13 protein-coding genes are annotated in these 22,648 nt (G+C 64.1%); all 13 read left to right on the forward strand.

Annotated features, from left to right (window positions below):
• Nucleotides 1-35 precede the first annotated feature (35 nt).
• The 13 genes from llg_RS15500 to llg_RS15560 all read left to right on the forward strand — a co-directional run bounded on the left by llg_RS15500 (nt 36) and on the right by llg_RS15560 (nt 22,512).
• Nucleotides 36-794, forward strand: a complete 759-nt coding sequence (locus llg_RS15500) for an IS5 family transposase (RefSeq protein ID WP_338285592.1) — start codon at nt 36-38, stop codon at nt 792-794.
• 1,086 nt (nt 795-1,880) lie between these two features.
• The gene (locus tag llg_RS15505) at nt 1,881-3,344 is read left to right on the forward strand and encodes a hypothetical protein (protein ID WP_338285593.1); all 1,464 of its coding nucleotides are present in this window, start codon (nt 1,881-1,883) and stop codon (nt 3,342-3,344) included.
• A gap of 49 nt (nt 3,345-3,393) precedes the next feature.
• Nucleotides 3,394-5,340, forward strand: coding sequence for a peroxidase family protein (locus llg_RS15510; RefSeq protein ID WP_338285594.1), 1,947 nt, complete (start codon nt 3,394-3,396; stop codon nt 5,338-5,340).
• A gap of 22 nt (nt 5,341-5,362) precedes the next feature.
• Nucleotides 5,363-8,029: a hypothetical protein gene (locus llg_RS15515; protein WP_338285595.1), complete on the forward strand. Its 2,667-nt coding sequence runs from the start codon at nt 5,363-5,365 to the stop codon at nt 8,027-8,029.
• Between the two features lie 23 nt (nt 8,030-8,052).
• A complete protein-coding gene (locus tag llg_RS15520; protein WP_338285596.1) occupies nt 8,053-9,867 on the forward strand; it encodes a phospholipase D-like domain-containing protein in 1,815 nt (604 codons plus the stop codon).
• Nucleotides 9,868-9,895: 28 nt separating this feature from the next.
• Nucleotides 9,896-12,190: a S8/S53 family peptidase gene (locus llg_RS15525; RefSeq protein ID WP_338285597.1), complete on the forward strand. Its 2,295-nt coding sequence runs from the start codon at nt 9,896-9,898 to the stop codon at nt 12,188-12,190.
• Entirely contained in the window at nt 12,187-12,729 is a 543-nt protein-coding gene (locus llg_RS15530) for a hypothetical protein (protein WP_338285598.1), read from the forward strand. Before llg_RS15525 ends, llg_RS15530 begins: the two co-directional genes overlap by 4 nt.
• A 100-nt stretch (nt 12,730-12,829) precedes the next feature.
• Nucleotides 12,830-13,561 carry a hypothetical protein gene (locus tag llg_RS15535; protein ID WP_338285599.1) on the forward strand — a complete coding sequence of 244 codons (732 nt, stop codon included), beginning with the start codon at nt 12,830-12,832 and terminating at the stop codon, nt 13,559-13,561.
• 612 nt (nt 13,562-14,173) lie between these two features.
• The gene (locus llg_RS15540) at nt 14,174-15,667 is read left to right on the forward strand and encodes an altronate dehydratase family protein (protein ID WP_338285601.1); all 1,494 of its coding nucleotides are present in this window, start codon (nt 14,174-14,176) and stop codon (nt 15,665-15,667) included.
• Between the two features lie 362 nt (nt 15,668-16,029).
• Nucleotides 16,030-17,160, forward strand: coding sequence for a tagaturonate reductase (locus llg_RS15545; RefSeq protein WP_338285603.1), 1,131 nt, complete (start codon nt 16,030-16,032; stop codon nt 17,158-17,160).
• Nucleotides 17,161-17,308: 148 nt separating this feature from the next.
• Nucleotides 17,309-18,703: a hypothetical protein gene (locus tag llg_RS15550; protein ID WP_338285604.1), complete on the forward strand. Its 1,395-nt coding sequence runs from the start codon at nt 17,309-17,311 to the stop codon at nt 18,701-18,703.
• 30 nt (nt 18,704-18,733) lie between these two features.
• Complete coding sequence (locus llg_RS15555) at nt 18,734-19,228, forward strand: AraC family transcriptional regulator (RefSeq protein WP_338285605.1); 495 nt, start codon at nt 18,734-18,736, stop codon at nt 19,226-19,228.
• A gap of 134 nt (nt 19,229-19,362) precedes the next feature.
• The gene (locus tag llg_RS15560; RefSeq protein ID WP_338285606.1) at nt 19,363-22,512 is read left to right on the forward strand and encodes a hypothetical protein; all 3,150 of its coding nucleotides are present in this window, start codon (nt 19,363-19,365) and stop codon (nt 22,510-22,512) included.
• Nucleotides 22,513-22,648: the final 136 nt, after the last annotated feature.

Consider the following 22,648-nt stretch of genomic DNA (forward strand, 5'->3'; position numbering starts at 1 on the left):
TGTACTGGGCAGCGTGAGGGTCGGACAACTCTCCGATGCCAGCGTATCCGGGCAGCCTGACCGACGTCGAGTGGGAGATCATCCGCCCGATCCTCCCCGATGCACCAATGGGGCTGCGTGGCAGACCGCGGGAACACTCCCGGCGCGATCTGCTCAACGGCATCTTCTACATCCTGCGCACCGGCGGAGCCTGGCGCTTCATGCCCAATGATCTTCCTCACTGGAAGACCTGCTACCACTATTTCAGGCTGTGGGCTAAGCAGGCCACTGGGAGCGTATCCACGATGCTCTCCGTGACCTCGTTCGCCTCAAGCACGGTAAAGAAAGCCCCGACCGCTGCAATCTTCGATAGTCAGAGTGTTCGCTCAGCTAGCCAATCCGGACTACGTGGCTATGATGCGGGTAAGAGAATTACAGGCCGAAAGAGACGCATCCTGGTAGACACCTTGGGCAATCCGCTGTCGGTGGAAATCACCCCTGCCAACGTGCGGGATCGGGATGGAGCACGATTGCTGCTCAAACCGCTGGCGACACGGTTTGGCTGGTTGATGAAGATCTGGGCCGATGGCGGCTATGCGGGAGCATTGGAAGGAGAGGTCGCCCGGCTGCCCCGTCACCGGCAGATCGATCAGGCGATCGCCGCGCAGCCGACCCGCGCTTCCGCGCACGTTCGAAAAGCCATCATGCTTTTCCGCCGGAACCTCATGAAGGAAGCGATTGCCCCCGTGGCTCCCGTGTCGGATGGGGACTTGTCACCTTGGACCGGTGGTATCTGGGAGACGCTTGCTGGCTGACAGGGGACAAGGAGAAGGCGGTTCGCCGCTGGACTTTGGCGGGCGGGGACGAGGGTGCCCGCGCGAGATTGGTTGGCGTGCTCGGGCTGTCGGGGAAACGCGAGCAGGCACATGTCCAGACGGCGGGAAATTTCTCCGATCAGGTTCCCGATGATCTACCCCCGGATTTACGGAATGTGTGGAAACACTAAGCGGCGGGAGCCAGTATGAATGAATAAACCGGGCAAGGGGGCTTCTGCATCATTTGAGTCCTGGTAGGTTTACTGATAGGCAATCGTATCGTGGCTGGGATAGCCGGTGAGACGTTCGATATGGGCGACGAGGCGCTTTTCAAGTGAACCCCACGCGCCAACCAATGGCATGGCGTGTGCCACCCATTTGGAAAGCGAAGCAGGAATGGCTTCTTGGGAAATGCACGGTCTCTGGCAGTGCCCCCTTTTGGGACGGATTCCGGCTTGCCGTGGCTCTTGTCGACCCTCTTCCCGGTTCGTTCCCGATCTCACCACGCCTTTGGGGACGAGCCAAGGTTCCCTATCGTCCGAACACCTCAACGCCTTGTTGCCCTCGTTCCGCTCGGACCATGCAGTCACCTCCTCCCCCGGCGGAGAATTTTAGAGGGCTTCTACAGCAGCCGGTCATTCACCTTGGAGCGCTGTCCCGGTCAACCGCGGGGAGCCCATGGTGCCTTTGGCGGCTCCCGGCTGGAACTCAGCAAGAGATGAGACATATTGTCTGCGATGTCGTTTCCATCCCGAGGCTCCTCGGCCGCGGTTCGTCCGCGCCACCGCACGACGGTCTTCGGGGCGATGTCATGGAGTGGGGTGATGTTAGGATATCTTGATTGTGTTGGGTCGCGAGGCGTGTCCGTGTGAGGTGTTGGTTTCATGATTTCCAATGGATTGAGTGATTTGTTTGTGTGTGAGTCGTCCTTGTGGGGTTGAATGATAAATATAATTCTTGAAGAGTCTTGGTATGATGTGGCATGGATTTTGGTCTATTGTTGGAGTCGTGGTATTCGTTTTGCTGGGAATGACGATGGGCCAGCGATTTCACGTCGGATTCAAGAACGGAAAGGACGGAAAGATTATGAAGAACGTAACGAAGATGTTCCATCGGGCGGCCGCCGGATTCACGGCGGGACGGGTGTCGCTATCGGTTGCCGTGGCGGCGGTCGTGTGCGGAATCACGGTCTGTCACGCCGATGAGGTGAAGCTCGATGTCAATGACGTATCGTTCCTGTGGCCGGTGGCAAAGACCGCGGCCGAGGTCGACCAGCTCATCTCGATGGATGACCCCGGCGGTGCGGCCGATGGCCCGATCTGGCCGGAGGACTTGTTTCGTGACGTGATCGACAATCAATCCGCGAAGGCAAAGGTCGGCGGGTTTCAGATCGGGTTCGCGAGCGAGCTGCGCAACGCGCACAACTGGAAAGTGGTGGGCATCCGGGTCAATCCGTGCTCGCTGGGCGGGGATGATGCGCATCTCGCCCGGGTGGGCCAGGTTCCCGGGATCCGGTTGATCGTGCAGCCGGTCACGGTGAAGGACGGAGTGGTGACGGTGCATGACTACGCCGCTCACCTCGCGTTCAACTATGTGGTGATCCCCGGAGATCTTGGGAAGCTGGTTCCGTTCGTTCCGGACAACGAGGCCTTCGGCCCGATCGTGGAGGACCTCAAGGAGATCAAGGCCCTGGCGTCGGAGACCGTTCCGACGAATGGCAAGCTGGGGGTCCATCCCGGATTCGCGATCAAAGGCCCGCGGTTCCGGGAGCGCTTGAAGACCTTCCTCCACACGCGGCTGAGCCGGGAGCGGCTCCAGGTCATTTCATTCATGGGGCTTCCGGAGGGGGATCCCGAGCCGTGGATCTTTTTCTCGGTGTTCAGGCTGCCGAAGACGCCGTTCATGCTTCGTCAGATCGGTGGATTTCCACCGGTCCCGTTTGGCGCTCCTCCGGCCGTCGGAGCCCAGATGCTGGTGTTCAAGCCGGGGGTGAAGCCTCACGTCCAGCCCGCGTTCAAGGCGGATGCCGGGCAGGGCACGGGAGTCAGCACGGCGGTTTTGTTCGAGGATGATATCGGGAAGCGTCTGAATGATCCGGCCTTCGTGGGCACCCCCGGCACCGGGCTGGCGGACATGAAGATCAAGGACATTCCCGATTTCGTGGCGAACCCCGCGAGGAGCAACACGATGTCGATGGACTGCGTGAGCTGCCATACCGACACCACCCGTAAGACGGATCTCGACATCGATCCGGAGAACAAGCCCACCGCGTTCACCTTCCGGGCCGCGGAAGGGATCTCCGGAGTGGATGAGAGCGGGGTGCCGAAGCGTGCGGAGATATTCCCGGTCTCCTGGAACGTACGGAATTTCGGATGGTTCCCCGACTTCTTCAAAGGTGGAGCCGTGTCCGCGACTGTCTCCCGGCGTGCTGCCAACGAGGCCGCGGAGTCGGCGGATTTTATCAATCGCCATCCCATTCCAATCAAGCCGGTGTCACCCGCGTCGGGCGGCTCCGGGGGCATTCCCGCGGTGGCTCCGCCGGGCAACTGACAGGGTGCCCCTCCTCCGCTTCGCCTTGCCCCATTCCTTCCCTTACCCCATGCACGATTCCCGCTATTCCAGAAAACACGGTCTGATCGAGCGGCTGTTGGACGGCCTGCTGGTCCGAACCTACCGGGCTGTCAATCGCCGCACCCCGTGGCACAAGCTGCCGTCATGGCTCGGCCTGGGAAATCTGATTGCCTTCCGGGTGGAGCTGCGGAAGCACAATCTCCACGATACCGATGGCGACCTGACCCAACCGAAGCCGGGATGTCCCTTTCATCCGGGGCCTTATCCGACATTGATGCGGACTCCTGGGGGCACCCAGAATGATCTGAACCAGCCGGCGATGGGCTGCCGGTATTCCCGGCTGGGGCGAAACATGATCCCGCTGGATCCCGTGAAGGTGGAATCCGATCTGTACAAGCCGAATCCGCTCAAGATCAGCAAGGAACTCCTCGCCCGCGACTCGGCCCTGCCGGACGGTGGCTTCCAGCCCGCCACCTCGCTGAACCTGTTGGCCGCCGCGTGGATCCAGTTCCAGGTGCACGATTGGTTCAACCACGAGAACGAACCAGCGGGCCAGGAGGGGTCGCTGACGGTGCCGAGGGACGGGGATTGGCCGGATGAAGGTGGCATGAAGATTCGCGCCACGTTGCCGGATCCGACGAATTCCGATCCGCTCAATGCGCGCTATCCGGCCTTCCGCAATGCCGATCCGCAGTGGTGGGATGGTTCCCAGATCTATGGAGAATCGGAGGACGAAACCCTGGGGCTCAGGACCGATCCCAATCCCGGCGGTAAATTGTGTCCGTCCGGAAAACTCTATCTGGACCCCTCCAACCTGCTGCCGTCCGATCCGGTGACCGGCCAGACCGTGAGTGGGTTCACCAACAACTGGTGGCTTGGCTTGGAGATCCTGCACACCCTGTTCGTGAAGGAGCACAATGCGATCTGCTCCGCGCTGGCGGCGGGTGAGCCGCAGCTCAACGACCAGCAGATCTTCGAACGCGCGCGCCTCGTCAACTGCGCGTTGATGGCGAAGATTCACACCATCGAATGGACGCCGGGCATCCTCGCGCATCCCGCGATCAAGCCCGCGCTCGATGCGAACTGGATGGGCCTCGTCGGCCACTGGTTCGGGGAAGAGCTGGCCCGGCGGATCGCGGTGTTCCTGCCGGATGGCGTGATCAAGGACATCTTCACCGGAGTCCCCGGATCGGAACCGGACCACCATGGCGCGCCGTACTGCCTCACCGAGGAGTTCGCGTCGGTCTACCGCCTGCACCCGCTGATCCCGGAGACGGTGACGGTCCGGTTGTGCGTGGATGACCACCAGGTGAAGACCTATCCGATGGAAGCGATCGCCTTCAACCGGGCCCGCGCGCCATTGGGCGAGGGGGCCACCATGACGGATGCGATCTACACTTTCGGTACCAGCCACCCGGGGGCCATCACCATCGGGAACTACCCGTCGTTCCTGCGGAACTTGAAGCTGCCGGCGGTGAAGTCCCTCGTCGCGGGCGCCCCCGACATCGAGGAGGTATTGGATCTCGCCGCGGTTGACATCCTGCGTGACCGCGAGCGTGGCGTGCCCCGCTACAATGAGTTCCGCAAGCAACTCCGGATGCCGGAGGTCACCTCCTGGCTGGAGCTTTCCGGCGGGAGGCAGGAGCTGGCGGACAAGCTGGAGCGGATCTATGGCACGCTCGACCAGGTGGACACCATGGTCGGCATGTTCTGCGAGCCGCTGCCGGAGGGTTTCGGGTTCAGTGACACCGCCTTTCGCATCTTCATCCTGATGGCCTCGCGCCGGTTGAAAAGCGACCGCTTCTTCACCACCGACTATCATGAGGAGGTTTACACCCGCACCGGGATGGAGTGGATCCGCAAGACCGGGATGAAGGAGATCATCTGCCGCCACCACCCGGAGTTGGAGCCTGCATTTGCAAATGTGAAGAACCCCTTCGCGCCATGGACGAAGGCCGCGGGTGGTGCCGCATGACCCGAACCCGGACCTCTCGACCATGAAAATCTTGGAGAGTCTCGTCAGGATGCAGGAGCGGGTGGTCGCCTGGATCGACCGAAATGGCGTGGTGGTGAAATGGATCTTCCTCCTGCGGGTGCCGGTCATGGCCTCGCTGGTGGTGTTCGGGCTGCCCTATGCCGTGTTGATGCAGTCCGGGCCGTCGGCGTTGATCGAGGGGGCCTACGAAGCCCAGGGGGCGATCGGTTTCGGGCTCCTGGTGATGGCGCTCTCGTTCCTGGTCGGGTGTTTTTTCGCGACGACGGAGGTGATCTGCGAGTGCGCGCCGGTGCGTTTCGAAATGGGGCAGGCGGACAAGGGGCCTCCGGGCTGGTTGATCCTGCTGGTCCGGATCCTTTATCTTGCCGGGCCGTGTTGCACGCTGCTGGTGTGCCTGAAGATGGCGTTTTCCGGAGGCTTGAAGGAAGTGGCCTCGACGAAGTGGGTGGGCTATGTCGCGGCGGCGGCGGTCGGGGTGGGGGTGCCGGCGTTCCTTCACCTCTGGAGCTACCGCTGGACCGCGACCGGCGGGAGCAGCCGTCCGGTGAAGTTCCTGCTCAAGGTGTTCGCCGCGATGGGAAAGGGATACCAAGGGCCGGCCAGGGTCGCGCCCCAGAGGAGGTCCATGCCGTCGAATCCGGACTTCCTCGGTCTCATGCACGTGCGCCTGATGGGGTTCGCGTTGCTGAGCATGCTGGCGTTCCTGGGACTGGCCGTCCCCGATTGCGCGAAGTGCCCCGCGGCCTTGTATGTGCTGCTCACGGTGCTGGCCGGATCGTGGATTCTCACCGGCCTTGCGTTTTTCTGGGACCGTTTCCGCATGCCCTTGTTCACCATCACGCTGGTGTGGGTGATGTGGGTTTCCAAGCTGTGGAGGAGTGACTACACGTTTCCCACCCAGTTGGTCCCGAATCAGAAGGAGGTGCCGGAAGCCTTGCCGGACGCGGGCCAGGTGCTGGGATTGCCGTCTCCCATCTTGAAGGCGGGCGATCCTCCCTATCTCGGGCTGAGGCGGGGTCCCGGCACCGCGCCGTCCCATTCACTGGGGCCGGTGGGGGTGGCGGCGGTCGGAGGAGGCATCCATTCCGGGGCGTGGGCGGTGGAGGTGCTGACCCGTATCCAGGAGCTGGACGGCTGCGCCTCGTTTCCGGATCGGATCAGCGCGCTCAGCGGCACATCCGGTGGGTCCTATGGGACGATGTTCTACGCCCATGCGATGTATCCCTACCGGCGGGACCGGGAGCTCGATCGCGAGAAGATCGGAAAGCTGCGGGAGGTGGTGCGTTCCTCCAGCCTGTCCGCCGTGGTCAGGAAACTGACCTACCATGATCTGGCGGGCTACTGGCTGCCGGTTCCCGGAACGGGTGACCGCGGCACCGAGATGGAAAACGCGTGGGTCAGGAACGCCGAACAGGTGTGGGGGCGCTTTGATTCCAACACCAATCCCGGCGGGGGGACCGACCTCGACCGGGAGATCCAAAAGCCTTTTGCCGAACAGAATCTCTGGGACTGGACGGGTGAACTGCGGGCGGGGAAGATGCCTGCGGTCTTCTTCACCTCCGGGACGGAGGAATCCGGGCGTCCGATCGTTTTTGGCACGTCCCGGGTGTTCGACTGGAATTTCAACGCGAAGCAAACGGGGGTGATGGAACGCGCCGCAAGCCCCGCTCCGGCGGGGGGATATGATTTCCACACGGTGAGGGTCGCGACCGGTGCCCGCCTTTCCGCCACCTTTCCGTGGGTCAGTCCGGCGGCCCGGCCGGAAATGACCGATGGTTCCCCGCTGCGCCGCTACGAGCACCAGCTCGATGGTGGCTATTACGACAATTTCGGGCTACTGGCGCTCAACCGCTGGATGGACGAGGGCCTGAACGCGGCGCTGCCGCCGCGGAAGCGCCCGGAGGGCTCCTCCGCCACCGTGCCGAGCGATTGCGAGCTGGCCTGGGTGGAGGATGGTGCCGTGCGCCACGTCCTGTTCATCCAGATCCGGTACCTGACACCGTTCGAGGAACCCGTGTCCTCTCCGAAAGGGTTTGCATCCCAGCTGACCGCGCCGCTCGTCGGTCTCTACCACGCCCGTGTGGCGGGCCAGCGTTTGCGCGCCGACGAGCAGTTCCAGTTGTTCGCCAACTACTGGAAGCTTCGTAACGTGATCGTGGACAATGTCGTCTTCGAATACGGCGCGGGAGCCCCGGCCCACACGCGCAAGATCAGGGAGGCGGGACCGGAGGACTATGTCGGAAAGCTCGTGGATCTGGGCCGTGATGACGGGGGCAAGGCGGTGCCGGAAGGCGATGCGAAGGCCCTGAGGAACCAGGAGGCGAAGCAGGAGGAAAAACAGGACACCAAGGTGGAGGCGAAACAGGAGCCACAGGCGGACATGCGGCAAAAGAAGGAGCCGAAGAAGCCGGAAGCGGGGGTGGAGGAGGATCCCGTTTCATCCCCGCTGTCCTGGCACCTCACCACCGGGAACAAGTTGGATATCACGTCCCAGGGGGACGAGATCCAGGCCCAGCATGATCTCTACCTGGTGCTGGAAAAGGCCATCGGCGACGACCGCCGCTTTTCCCCCGCCGGCCGTGATGCCGCCCTAGCGCGGTTGGTGGTCGACCTGCCGCTCGGGGCCGCCGCGGTCCGCGTCCAGCGTTTCATCTCAGGTCATCCGTGACCGCATTCGAACCGAACAACGACATGAAAACCGGTTTTCAATCCTCCCTGACGAAAGACGGCTTCACCCTCAAGCTGTGGCGCGGGGAAGGGGTGTGCATGCTTGCCATGAGCGTGGAGGAGCCCGAGGACGACTTCGTGGGCTTCGCCATCGAACGGAAGCCTCCCGGGTCCAAGCACTGGACGATCCTGAAAAACCGGATCGCCTTCGATTATCCCAAGGACGACAAGCAGCCGGTCGATGGGTTCCGGAACTACAGCACCTTTGAGGCACCCATCCAGAAATTCCGCTGGATGGATTTTCCCCACCTGGTGAAGCCGGGAGACTACACCTACCGGGTCACGAAGATGCACATGCCGGCGGACGGGCAACTGGTGAACGGCACCTTGATCGAACTGGCGATCGAACTGGATCCGGTGACCCACGCCGGCTTCCTCGACATCGGGTTCACGCGCAATTTCGCTTCGTCGCAGGCGTTCATCGAGAAGATGGGGAATCCAGAAGACATCGACCAGGTGGGGAAACAGGTCATCCCCGGCGATGCGAAGGACGGGCTGGATTTCGAGAAGCTGGCGAATCCCAAAGGGCTGTATTCGTGGATGGCGTTCCAGGCCTACGACCTGCTCTTCGGCTTTCTGGACGAGGCGGTGAAGGACGAGGACGTGACGGTGGACATGCTGGCCTACGATTTCAACGAACCGGACATGCTGGCGAAGCTCAAGCAGCTCGGTGGCCGCCTGCGCGCGGTGATCGACGATTCCACGGAGGACACGGATTCGGGCGAAGACAGCGGTCACGGCAGCAAGGGCAGTGCTGAATCCCGCGCCGCCCGCGAGCTGGAGGAAACCGCTGGCGACGGCAAGGTGAAACGCACTCACTTCACGAACCTCCAGCACCACAAGGTGCTGATCCAGCGGCGCGGCGGCGTTCCCTGCAAGGTGCTCTGCGGCTCCACCAATTTCAGCTTCCGCGGTCTCTACATCCAGTCGAACAACGTGCTCGTGTTCGATGATCCGGACATCGCGGGGCTCTACGGGCGGATGTTCGATTCGGTGTTCGAGGATCCCTCCGGGTTCAAGAAGACGGACCTGGCCAAGCAGTGGCACCTGGTGGCGAAGGAGGGAAAGCCTGTGGTCCGGATCTGTTTCTCCCCGCATGCCCATCACGAATTGTCGCTGGAGCCGGTGAAGGGCGCGATCGAGGGGGCCACCTCGTCGGTGTTCTATGCCGTCGCGTTCCTGAGCCTGATCCGGAAGGGCGGCCTCACCCGGGACGCGTTCGACCGGCTGATGGACCGCCCTGTGTTCAGCTATGGCATCGCGGACAAGGGCGCGAAAACCGGGAAGGGCAAGGGCACCCTGGAGATCCACAAACCGGATGGTTCGGTGGGGTTCGTCGATTTCAAGTATCTGGCGAAGAACGCGCCCGAGCCCTTCCGGAGGGAATGGAGCGGAGGGAAGGGGATCAACGTCCATCACAAGTTCGTGGTCACCGATTTCACCCTTCCGACGGCGAAAGTGATCACCGGCTCCTCGAACCTCGCGCCGTCCGGTGAGAAGAACAACGGCGACCACCTGATCGTGATCGAGGACCAGCGGGTGGCCACCGCCTACGTGATCGAGGCCCTGCGTGTGTTCGACCACCTGCATTTCCGCTCCGTGATGCAGGAGGCGGAGGAAAATGCCCCGAAGGGGGAAAAGAAATCCGCCGCCCGCAACCGCGTCCTCAAGCTCCAGAAACCGAAGGCCATCAGCGGCAAGTCCGCGAATTGGTTCGAAAGCCACTACCAGCCGGACTCCCAAAAGGAGAAGGACCGCCGCTTGTTCTCGGGTACCTGACGGTTTCCATCGCCCGACCCCCATCGATATGAAACGCCCCCGCAAATGGAGCCGGAAGCACACCGGCAGGAATTCCCTCGTAACTCCGGCGCTGCTCTCCCTTGCCCTCGCTGGCACGTCATGCAGCGCCTACAGGATGGCCGATGAGGTCCTTTCGGTCCAACACCGGATGTTCGTTCGCGTGCCGGGGCCGCTGCCGCCCGTGGGCCGGGATTTGCGGGCGGAAAATGGATGGTGCTTCCGGCATGTCATCCAGGTGCCCGCCGTGAAGAAGAAGGACCGCCACGGGGACTACAGCACCCCGGAAGCCCAGTGGTACCTCGCGTATCAGCCGGGGAAGCCGGAGACCTACCAGCGCCACTGGATCACCCCTTGGCGGAACGCCCGCAAGTATGCTCCCGAAATCGCGGAAGCCGTCTTCGAGCGTTTCCGGGTCTGGCCCCAGCTTGTGGAGCCCTCGCCGGTGTTCGTGGATAAGTCCGATTCCACGCAATGGATCGAGGAAAGGCTCACTCCGGATTCCGGGCGCCTTCCGGTCGTCACCGTTGGGAACCACCCGTCCATGAAATGGCCTGCGGGTTCACGCAAGGCGGGCTTCTACGATCCCGTCTGGTATCAGGACGACCAGCACACGCAGCTCATCGCCGCGCGGAAGGAGATGCGGGAGCGCCTGCGCGGCGAGGGCCGGGAGGGCATCACCATCGGCGTGCTGGACACCGGTTTCGACATCCGTCATGCCGCGATGCCGACCCACCTCAGGATGACGCCTGGCTCGGACAGCCTCCGGGTGCTGAGCCCGTATGGAGATGACCCGCGGCACTCCAGCAGCGGCGAGCTTTCCGCCGGGCAAAAGCCGGACTTCGGCCACGGCAGCGGCACCATCGGCATTCTCGCGGGCAGGCGGGTGAGGATGGTGGACGGGGTGGACAAACAGGGTCGCCCGAAGCCGCCCTTCGTCGGAGACCAGACCATCGAGCTCGGTGGAGCGCCGGATGCGACCATCGTGCCCGTGCGGGTCGCCACCACCCCCGCCTCCCTCTCTACCGCGAACCTCGCTTACGCCATCGACTATGCCAGCCGTGTGCAGGGCTGCGATGTGCTCTCCATCAGCCACGGCGGCAGTCCCTCGATGATGTGGACGGACGCGGTCAACGCCGCCTACAGCCGAGGCACCGCGATGTTCGCCGCCACCGGGGATTTCCTTCCGCTGCCGCTGGTGCCCGGTCGTATCAACCGGCTCGGCCTGCTGGTGCCTTCCTCCACGGTGTATCCCGCGGCCTTCCGGCGGGTTATGTCGGTGGGCGGCATCACCGCGGGCGAGAAGACCTACGCGATGAACGACCTGCGGTATCCGCTGGGTTTCCTGATTCCTGGCATCCACGGCAGTTATGGTGCGGATGGGGTGCGGCGTTCGATTCTGACACTGCCGTTCCGGGATGAATCGAAGCAAACCGATCCCGTGCAGGTCGCGCGGAACAATGCCCTGAAGGCCAATCCGATCATGGCCTACACGCCATCGACACCATGGCTGCTGGCGAAGGGCGGCCGGGAGCAGCAGCGAAACATTGTGGATCTCGATGGGGGCGGCACCTCGTCCGCCGCACCCCAGGCCGCCGCGGCCGCCGCCCATTGGCTGGCGTGCAATCGGAGGGCGATCCAAGCGGACGGTGGTTGGAATGACTGGCGTAAGGCCGAGTCCGTCTACCTCGCCATGGCCTTGACCGCCCGCAGGCCGTGGGCGACCGGCGGCCGAAGGGAGGACCAGCTCCCGGATCCGAAAGGATTCCTAGGCTCCGGCATCCTCCGGGCCAGGGACATGCTGGATGTCTCCTACAAGCAGGCGCTCGACCTGGAGGGGAAAACCCTCCGCTCGCCGTACCACGTGAAGGGCCATCCGGTGCTCAATCCGGACATCTACCCCGGCACCGGCGGAGCCCCGCGGGACTTCTTCGATTCCCGTCACAGTTTCTTTGACGCCGTCTTCGCTACGAACCGGAGCAACGCTTCCAGGGAGGCGATCTCAAGACAGGCCGACTTCCGCAATCACCAGAGCGAAGTCCGCACGCTGGACACCCAGCGTCAGGAGGCCCTTCAGATCCTCTATTTCAACATGATGCTCGTGGAGCAGTTCCAATGGGGGCACCAACCGATCGGCGCGGGGAACGAGGATGACATGGCCCGCAACATGAGGACCGCCGGTGTCAGCCAGACGCTCCTGGGGCCAAACGAAAGCGCGCTCGATCGCCGTGCCGGAGTCCTCTCCACCGGTGGCAGTTGGGCCGCCGGGGCGATGACGAAACCGAAAACCTCCCACGCCCGATGAGCCTTCCTTTCCATAAACTGGATGTGATCGGGTGGCTGGGCGCGGGTGCCTGTTTCTCCCTGGCGTCCTGCTGCTTCCGGGCTCCCGATGTCGTGAGGCCGCCGGTGACGAAGAGCGGCGGCGTCTACCGCACCCGCATCGAAGCGAAGGCGAGGTGGAACGACACCGGCATCACTCTCGAGAAAGGCCGGACCTATCACTTTCACGTCGAAGGCACCTGGACGGACTGGATCGTGAAGTGTGATGCCAACGGGGCGGTTTCACCCTTCATCCGTTGGCTCTACCGGCCGCTCCGGCCAGGATTGCGCCTGCCACCACGCAAGGATCCCGACGCCGGATTCTTCATGCCGATCGCCACCCTCGGGCGCGGCAGCGGCGATGAACTGCCCGAGCATGCGATTGTCATCCGGGATGGCATGCGGTGGACGGTGCCCGAGAGCGGCATCCTGCACACCTTTGCCAATGATTGGCCCAGGGCGTATGGAAACAACCACGGAAGTCTCCTTCTGGAAGTCCGGGAGGAACCGCATGCGGAGTGAGGGCGGAGCATCGGAAAGCGACCATTTTGTCATGAGTGCGAAAGAAAAGCCCCCGGCCAAAAAGACGCCTTCACGTCCTCTCCCCGACCTCCCGCCCGGCATGAGCAGGGCGGGATCGGACAACCCCATCCCCGTCGCGCCCTGGCAGGTCGCGGCTCCACCGAAGGCGGTGGCCTCGGAGGATATGCTGCTGGTCTGCCTGCAGGACCCCTTCGAGGGCATCGGCGCATCCTCCTCGAAGATCGTGGACGCCACCGTGCCGGCCTCGGATCACGATCCCCGGCACCTTTGGCGGCTGGAGTCGGTGCTCGAGATGAACCTTCCACGCTTCTTCGAAAGCTGGGCCACCCGCGGCAGTTTCACGCTCGATCTTACCGTGGCCGCCAGCGTGAGGGAATCCGCCGGCCATTGGGGCGGCAACGCCCGGACCACTTCCGCCACGGGCAACTGTCGTGTCATGGTCATGCGGGACGGGGACAACAAGATCCGCTTCTCTCTCGGGTCCGGTGCCCGGCAGGCGACCGAGACATCCATGCCGCGGCCCGATGTCCAGCGTTTCCTCAATGCCGACGTGGCCTTCGAGGCGAACGGCGCGAACGGCCTGACCGCCGCCGCGGTCGCGGTGATCTCAAACAAAAGCTGGTCACGGTTGATCGCTGGTTCCGCGGTCCTTACCAAGGGGTTGGCATTCGACGGTAAGTGGCGCACGAACCTGGAATCCGGCGACGGGGATTCCGCCGCGCAGGGCACCTGGGCGTTCGCTGTCATGTCTTCTGCGGACTATTCCGCCCTCTGTTTGAACCACGGTTGGCCGGAGCACGTGGACGGGTAATGGCACCTCCGTGTCGCCCCGTGGTGAGCTCCACCTGCGTGGGGATGTTCCGGTGGTAGATCCGATGTTTTGGGTGGGGTGGTCCGACGAATCCGCGCTTTTATTTGGAGCGTTGTGATGCCAAGTGGATCTTCTCCTTGAGGCAATGCTTTCTCGGCGACATGGGAAACTCCCAGCTCAGCGCCGATTTTGCGAAGCGAGGTGGACTGCACCCACTTGGCGAGTACAGCATTGCTTGGCCATTCGAGCGTGGATGACTTGGAAAGTTCAACCGATGTTCTGACCTGTGAAACGATTGAGGGTACTAAGATGTTCAGTCCCGGAGAGAGGTGGAGCGGGTTTGGGTGGAAATGAGGCGGGAGTGGAGTGGGATTCCGAAGGGGATCGCGAACCCCCGTTTTGCGATGGTACCTTGGTTTCGGAAACCAGGGATCGTGATTTGGTGGGCGGTGCCCACCGTCCCGAGTGGGAGAATTTTTCAATTTGAAATGCAAAATAGTGCAATGTCCCAAGTCGATTTTTGGGATTAGGTATCGGGTGGCCAGTGTCGACGGATTGATTCTTTTGGGGAGCCGCGGACGATCTGGTTGAAGATCCATTGCCAAGCTGAACATGAAACGTCTGGTCCAGGTCCATCCCGATGACAACGTGGCCGTCGCGCCGGAGGCCATTCCCGCGGGGACGGTGGAGGGCACGCTGGTGCTTGAGGAGATCCCCGCCGGTCACAAGGCCGCGCTGCGCGATCTCGCTACGGGCGAGCGCGTGATCAAGTATGGCTTTCCCATCGGCATCGTGACCGAGCCGGTGAAGGCGGGCGGCCATGTCCATTCGCAGAACCTGAAGACCGGGCTCGGCGAGGACACCGCGCTGGAGTGGCAGCCCGGGGTTTCCGCGCCCTCCGCGAAGGTCGGCGAGGTGCCGGTGTTCATGGGTTACCGCCGTCCCGATGGCCGTGCGGCCACCCGCAACGAGATCTGGATCATCAACACGGTGGCGTGCGTGAACGTGCCGAGCCAGCGCATCGCCGAGGCCGCGGCCCGCGAGCTGGTGGTGCCCGGCGGCGCGATCGATGGCATCCACGCCTTCACCCATCCCTACGGTTGCTCGCAGCTTGGCGACGACCTCGGGTTCACGCGGAAGATTTTATCGGGCCTGGTGCGCCACCCGAACGCCGCGGCGGTGTTGATCCTCGGCCTCGGCTGCGAGAACAACACGCTGAAGAGTTTCCTCGGTGAGGTCGGCACGCTCGATCCCGAGCGAATCCGTTGGTTCAACGCCCAGGAGGTGCTCGATGAGGTCGAGGCCGGTGTCGAGGCGGTGCGCGAGCTGGCGGCGATCGTTTCAAAGGCGAAGCGCGAACCGCTCCCGGCCTCCGAGCTGGTGCTGGCGATGAAGTGCGGCGGCAGCGATGGCTTCAGCGGGATCACCGCGAACCCGCTGGTGGGCCGCATCGCCGACCGGCTCACCGGCTGGGGCGGCACGGCGGTGCTCACCGAGGTGCCGGAGATGTTCGGCGCGGAGGCACCGTTGTTCTCGCGCTGCGACACCGGCGAGACCTTCGACCAGGCGGTGGCGATGGTGAACGAGTTCAAGGACTACTTCCGCCGCCACGATGAGCCGATCTACGAGAACCCGTCGCCCGGCAACAAGGACGGCGGCATCACCACGCTGGAGGAGAAGTCGCTGGGCTGCATCCAGAAGGGCGGTCGCGCGCCGGTGAAGCAGGTGGTCGGCTACGGCGAGCAGGCGCGGCAGGGCCTTGGCGGGTTGTGCCTGGTGCAGGCGCCGGGCAACGACGGGGTCTCGGCCACGGCGCTGTCGGCGTCGGGCGCGCACTGCGTGTTGTTCACCACCGGCCGAGGTACGCCACTCGGCGTACCGGTGCCGACGTTGAAGATCGCGTCGAACCACGCGCTGGCGGAGCGCAAGCCGGGATGGATCGATTTCGACGCCGGCCAGCTCCTCGATCCGGGCGCGGATCCGGATGAAGTCACCGGTGAACTAATGAAGGTGATCCTCGATGTGGCCAGCGGGAGACGCCAGGCGCGGAACGAGGTGAACGGCTTCCGCGAGATCACGATCTGGAAACAGGGTGTGACGTTGTGATGGGTCTCTTCGTACGTAGTTCCTCCTTGCCTCCGGGCCATGCCAGTAAGCGGCTTCGCCGGGATTGGCAGGGCGCTATCGCTTCCGCCGCATTCAGGAGGGTGGGGTGGAGATCGTTGTCATCGTAAAAGCCGCCAGACCTTGAGGGCTTCGTTCCCACGTTCCACATCGCTGCACCAGTTTTGCCGCTTGAAGAAAAAACCGACGTTTACCCCACCCTCCTGAAGGAGGAACTACATACGAAGAACCCGCGAACCACGCTCTTCCCTTTTGCGCTTTCTGCGCCTCTTTGCGGCTAAAAACTCCCTAGCCTCCGCCTCCCTCTGAAGACCCTCCTCGGCTAAAGCCTCAACTCCTTTCGCATGTCACTTCCTGAAACCATCCTTCAATTCGGCGCGGGGAATTTCCTGCGCGCCTTCGCCGACCTGTTCATCGCGGAGGCGAACCGTGGTGATGATCCTCCAGGCAAGATCGTCGTCGTACAGTCCACCGGCATCGAACGCGCCGAGGCGATCAATCGCGCGGGCGGGCGCTACCACGTGGCCGTGCGCGGCGTGCAGGATGGTGAGGTGGTCGATGAAACGGTGGTGGTCGATTCCATCTCACGTGCCCTCCACGCGGGCACGCAGTGGGACGAGGTGCTGGCCTTTGCCTCGACCTTGGAACTGAGGTGGATCCTTTCGAATACCACCGAGGCGGGTTTCACGCTCGACGACGCGGATGCGGTGCGCGGCGACGATGCGCCGGTGTCGTTTCCGGCGAAGCTGCTGGCGGTGCTGCTGGCGCGCTACGAGGCCGGGCAGGCGGGTGTGATCGTGCTGCCGTGCGAGCTGATCGAGAACAACGCCGCACGCTTGCTGGAGCTGGTGAAGCAGCAGGCGGCGCGGTGGTCGGTGGAGGACGCCGCGCTGGCATGGATCACGGACGAGTGCCGCTGGCTGAACAACCTGGTGGACCGCATCGTGCCGGGGACACCGCGGTTGCACTACTTGTTGGCCGAGGATCCGCTTCTGATCGCGGCGGAGCCGTTCGCGTTCTGGGCGATCGAGGACCCGCGCGGTTGCGGGTTCGAGCATCCGGCGATCACCGCCACCGATGACATCTCGTCCTATTACCTGCGGAAGGTGCGCATCCTGAATGGAGCGCACAGCGCGCTGGTGTGCCGTGCCTTGCCGCTGGGCATCGAAACGGTGCGCGAGGCGGTGGAGCACCCCGAGGTCGGACCCTGGCTGGAGAAGCTCCTGTTCACCGAGATCGTGCCGGTGCTGGAAGGCCGCTGCGAGGACCCCGCGGGTTTCGCTCGGGCGACGCTGGACCGTTTCCGCAATCCGTTTTTCGAGCACCGCCTGTCGGCGATCGCTCTCAACCACGACGCGAAGGTGGCGGTGCGGCTGCAGCCGACGCTGGCCGATTACCGCGAACGCTTCGGCCGCGAACCTGAACTCCTTTCCGATGTGCTGTCGGGTGTTGCCGTGGTGGCGGGCGGGTCTTGATACTGGATTTTTGGTAGAAAAATCCGGAGCAGGAAATTCAACATCTTCTGCAGGAAGGCCGGATTTACGGAGGTCGGGGAGGGGGTAGGGTTCGTGACAGTCGACCGTGTGGCGGTCGTCCTCCGCCGGTGCGCGCGAGGTGCCATCCATGGCCAACCGTTCCGAACCCCAGTTCCTCATGACTCCCGATACCGATGCCATTCCCAGCCAGCCGATCGATCGGGAAACACAAACCAACCGGGCGAGTCTTTCGGTGTGGCGGAAGATCGGCGGCGGCTCGTTGTCCATTTCGCTGCTGGTGCACGCGGTGCTGCTGGCGATCGGCGTGGTGTGGATTTTCCAGATCATCCCGGACAAGAAACGCGACGATGTGAATTTCATGCCGAAGGGCGGAGGCGGAGGAAGTCCCGCGGCGAATCAAGTCAGCCAGCAGAAGAAGCGCGCGACCATGACCTCGCCGAATGCCCCGCGGCTCGCGGCGAAGGGTTCCACCAGCAGCTTCACGCTTCCTGATCCGGAACCGGCTTCGGCGATGAGTTCGGTGGGGTCGCTCGGCGCCGGTGGTCTGTCGGGCGGTCTGGGTGGCTCGGGATCGGGCGGGGGGCGCGGCGATGGCAAGGGCCCCGGCTTTGGTTCCGGCATGGGACCGGGCCTCGGCGGCGGGACCGGCACGATGAGCCCTTTCGGCATGATCGCTCCGGGAGCGGCGGGATTGGTCGGCACCTTCTACGATCTCAAGCAGGACCCGAAGCGGAACCCCACCGCGTTGGGCAAGATGACCGAGTGGGGCGAACTCATTCCGGCCACCCGGGACATCATCCATGGCTTTGTCTCGCGGGGTTGGAACGAGCGGTCCTTCGAGTCGAGCTACTACAGATCCCCGCAGAAGCTCTATCAGACCAAGATCTACATGCCGCACATGAGCGCGGACGACGCGCCGAAGGCCTTCCAGTGCGAGAAGGAAGTGAGCGGCTCGCGGTGGGTGGCGATCTACCGCGGCACCGTGCGGCCGCCGCATTCCGGGAAGTTCCGGTTCGTCGGCGCGGGCGACGACGTCGTGGTGGTGCGCTTCAACAACCGCAATGTCTTCGACTACGGCTACGAGTCCGCCACCGCGAACGTGCGGCTGGCCTGGCACATCGACCAGTTGACCGGCAAGGTCGAGGACCGGGAGTTCGAGAAGGCCCGCCGCGATCTCGCGATGCCGAAACCGGTGACGATCTATTCATATGATGCCATGCCCGGTGGCGGGAAAAACGCGCTTGGCGGACTGGGCGTGGGCATCGAGTTCGAGGCGCGGGATTCCACGGACTATCCGATCGAGATCCTGGTCAGCGAGGTGCCGGGCGGATCGTTCTTCGCCTACCTCATGATCGAGGAGATCGGGGTGAAGTATGCCAAGGATGCCACGGGCTCGCCGATTTTGCCGGTGTTCCGGATCGATGCCGGCGCTCCGGCCGCGGGGGCGGGGCCGCCGTATGACGTGACCTCGCCGGCATCCGCGCCGTGGAAGCTGGTCCAGGGGACCCGCCCGGGCATCTGACGGCCACGTCTCCCCACCGCACTTCCCGCGATGAAGCTTTCCGAGGTCGCCCAGGCGCGCGGTCTGTTCCGCGATGGCGACGAGACTTTCCAGGGTAATGCAATAGAACGTGGTGGCCGGGAGTGCCTGCTCCCGGTCACCAGGTCCGGGGAGAACCTGATGGCGGAAGGCGCGGCGTTTCCTGCCTTGCGCGGGGCGCTCGAGTTCCTGCTCGAACACCATCGGCAGCCCCTCGATGTGTCATCGTTGGCAATCCGCTGCGGTGTCCCGGTGCGGTGCCTGCGGAGCCAGTTCAAGCGGGTGCTGGGCATCACCCCGATGGAATGCCTGATCCGCATCCGCGTGGAGCGGGCGATGCGGTTGCTGGTGGAGTCCGACCGGCAGATCCAGGACATCGCCGTGGAGGTCGGCTTCTACGATCACAGCAGCCTGAACCGTCATTTCGTGCGGATGGTCGGGGTCGCTCCCTCCTTGTGCCGGATCCGGAAGCACGCCCGGATTTTCTCCCGCCTGTTGCGGCCCTGACGCGCGGCCCGCGTTCACAAATATCAACCACGTTTGCAGAAACGACCCGTAGAAGTGAACGCCGTTCATTCCTAATGTCGAAAGCATGTGGGGCCTCTCCACTCATTGCCAAAACCCCTCGAATCGAACTCACCATGAAGCCACGAGTCCTGAGCTTTCTTTCCTCCCCCCAACGTCGCGACGGCCGTCGTCTGACCGCGCATCTCACTCTCGCCTTGGGTGGAATCCTCACCTTGCTCGCCGCATCGGAAGTCGCTGCGGCCACCGCCACCTGGAGCGGGATCTCCAGCGCGAACTGGAGCGATGCCGGGAACTGGGACGTCCTGCCGAACGCCACCGGTGACACGCTGGTGTTCGCGGGCAGCAGCAACCTTTCGACCTCGAACGACCTTGTCACCGGCGTGGCCGGGCTGACCTTCGATGCGAGCGCCGGTGCCTTCACGCTGGCGGGCAACGCGCTGAGCGTTTCCTCCGGCGGGAGCATCGTGAACAACTCGAGCGCCGCGCAGTCCATCGGCCTCGCGATCACCAATGCGGGTGTCACCAGCGTGAACGCGGCCAGCGGCGCGATTGGGTTCACCGGTTCGGTTTCGGGAAATTCCCTGGCCGTCAGCGGCGGTTCGGTGGTGACGCTCGGCGGCGCGACGGACAACGTGGGCCTCGGCGCGAACGTCACCAACGGCACGCTGGTGCTGGCCAAGACCAGCAGCGGGACGGTGCATGCGCTGGGCGCGGACCTCACGATCGGAGCGGGCGGCACCCTGCGCCTCGCGGGCACCGGCGGTGACCAGATCTTCTACAACCAGACCGTGAACCTGACGGATGCCAGCGCCGTGTTCGACCTGAACGGTGTGAGCGAGGCGGTCGGCAAATTGCAGGGCGCTGGCGGCACGGTGCTCAACAACGCCGCGAGCACCACCGGCACCCTGACCATTGGCACCGGCACAAACGCCAGCAACCTGAGCAACATCTTGCTCGCGAATGGCGCGGGCACCACCGCCCTCACCACCAACGCGGGCGGAACCTTCACCCTCGGCAGCGCGAACACCTACACCGGCATCACCACCATCGGCGGGGTCGTCACCGCGCCGGTGCTCGCGAGCGGCGGCGTGGCCAGCTCGATCGGGGCCTCCACCAGCGCCGCGGCGAACCTGGTGATCTCCGGCGGCGGCACGCTGAAATACACCGGTGCCTCGGTGACCATCGACCGCAGCGTGACGATTGGCAGCAGCGGCGGCCTCATCGAGGTGACCTCGGGTGCCACGGCGCTGGTCATGGCGGGAGTGACCACCGGCGGCAACACGCTCACCAAATCCGGCGCGGGTTCGCTCGAGTTCACCGCCCTGGTGGGTGGGGCCGGTGGCGCGAAGGTCGCGGTCACCGGTGGCAGCGCGACCTTGTCCGGTTCGACGGACAACTCGTTCCTGGGAGCGAATGTCACCGGCGGCACGCTGGTGCTCAACAAGGCCAGCACCGGCAGCATCCACGCGCTGGGAAGCGATGCCACCATCGCCAGCGGCGGCACGCTGAAGCTTTCGGGATCCGGCAACGACCAGATCTACTTCAACTCGGCGGTGAACATGACCGGCGCGGGCGCGGTGTTCGATCTCAATGGCAAGAACGAGGAAATCGGCAAGCTCCAGGGAGCGGGCGGCACGGTGCTCAACAACGCCACCAGCACCACCTCCGTCCTGACGATCGGTGGCGGCACGAACGCCTGCGACTTCAGTAACATCGTGCTCGCCAATGGCACCGGCACCCTGGCGGTCACGGCGCGCAACGTCTCCGGAGTGAGCTACGTCTTCGGCAGCGCGAACACCTACACCGGTGTCACCACCATCGGCGGCATCTCCACCGTGCCGGTGCTGGCGAACGGCGGGGTGGCGAGTTCGATCGGGGCCTCCGGCAGCGCCGCGGCGAACCTCGTGGTCACCGGAGGCGGCACGCTGAAATACACCGGCGGCTCGGCGACCATCGACCGCAGCATGACCATCGGCAGCAGCGGCGGCATCCTTGAAGTGACCTCCGGCACCACGGCGCTGGTCGTGGGCGGAGCGAGCGTGGGAGGCAACACGCTGACGAAGTCGGGAGCGGGCTCGCTTGAGTTCACCGCCGCCGTCGGCGGCACGGCCGGGGCCAAGCTCACGGTGACCGGCGGCACCGCCACCTTGTCGGGAGCCGCGGATGATTCCTTTCTCGCCGCGGATGTCTCGAATGGAACCCTTGTGCTCAACAAGGCCAGCACCGGCAGCATCCATGCCCTGGGCGGCAGTGTCACCGTGGGCACCGGTGGTTTGCTGAAGCTGGCCGGCACCGGCGGCGACCAGATGTTCTACCAGTCGTCGGTCACCTTGAGCGCCACGGGCGCGACCTTCGACCTCAACGGCCGCTCGGAAGGGCTCAACGGCCTGACCGGCGTGGCGGGCGCGATCGTGACGAACAACGGCACCGGTGCGAGCACGCTGAACCTCGGCAACAACGGTCCGACCACCACCTTCGCGGGCACCATCCAGAACGGGGCCACCGGTTCCATCGCGGTGTCCATCAGTGGCCTCGGCAGCCCGAACATCACCTTCTCCGGCGCGAACACCTACAGCGGCGACACCACCCTCGGCGGATCGTCCGTCACCTTCAACCTGACCTCCACCGGCAGCCTGACGTTCTACCCCGGCGCGAGCAACGTTACCAACTCGCTGAAGGGAACCGGCACGGCCTCGCTGGACGGCACCTTCAACTTCAACCTCACGGGCGCGGCGATCGCGGATGGAAACGCCTGGCAGATCATCGCGCCGGGCCTTCTGTCCACCACCACCATCGGCGCCAACTTCCAGGTGCCGGGATTCACCAAGACCGGTTCGGATTGGATCAAGGTGGATGGCTCGAAGACCTGGACCTTCACGCCCTCCACCGGCGTGCTGTGGGTGGCGGTGACGACCGCCGCGGGGTATGACACGTGGGCCAGCACCCACGGCATCGCGGGCGAACCGGCCACCGGCGACTTCGATCACGACGGGGTCAGCAACCTGATGGAATACGCGCTGGGCACCAGCCCCACCGCCTCCACCACCGCCGGGTCCTTCAGCGGGGGCACGGTGTCCTTCAGCAAGGGCAGCGAGGCGGTGGCCGCTGGCGATGTGACCTGGACGCTCCAGAAGTCCACCGACCTCGGAGCGACCGATCCCTGGACCACCGTGACGCCGACGGTCAACAACTCGACCACGATCTCCTACGCATTGCCCACCGGCCTGCCGAAGGTCTTCGTGCGGTTGATCGTGACCAAATGATCCCCCTTGGCCTCCGCCGAGTGCGGAGGCGGGCCGGACCGCGGGTGCACCCATCTCAATCCAGATTGCAGAAAGTCGCCCTAGGCGCGCTCCGGCGAGTGACCTTATAGTGTTTCCTCATGAAACCTCGGCCCGC

It is taken from the genome of Luteolibacter sp. LG18 (assembly GCF_036322585.1).
Taxonomy (GTDB): domain Bacteria; phylum Verrucomicrobiota; class Verrucomicrobiia; order Verrucomicrobiales; family Akkermansiaceae; genus Luteolibacter.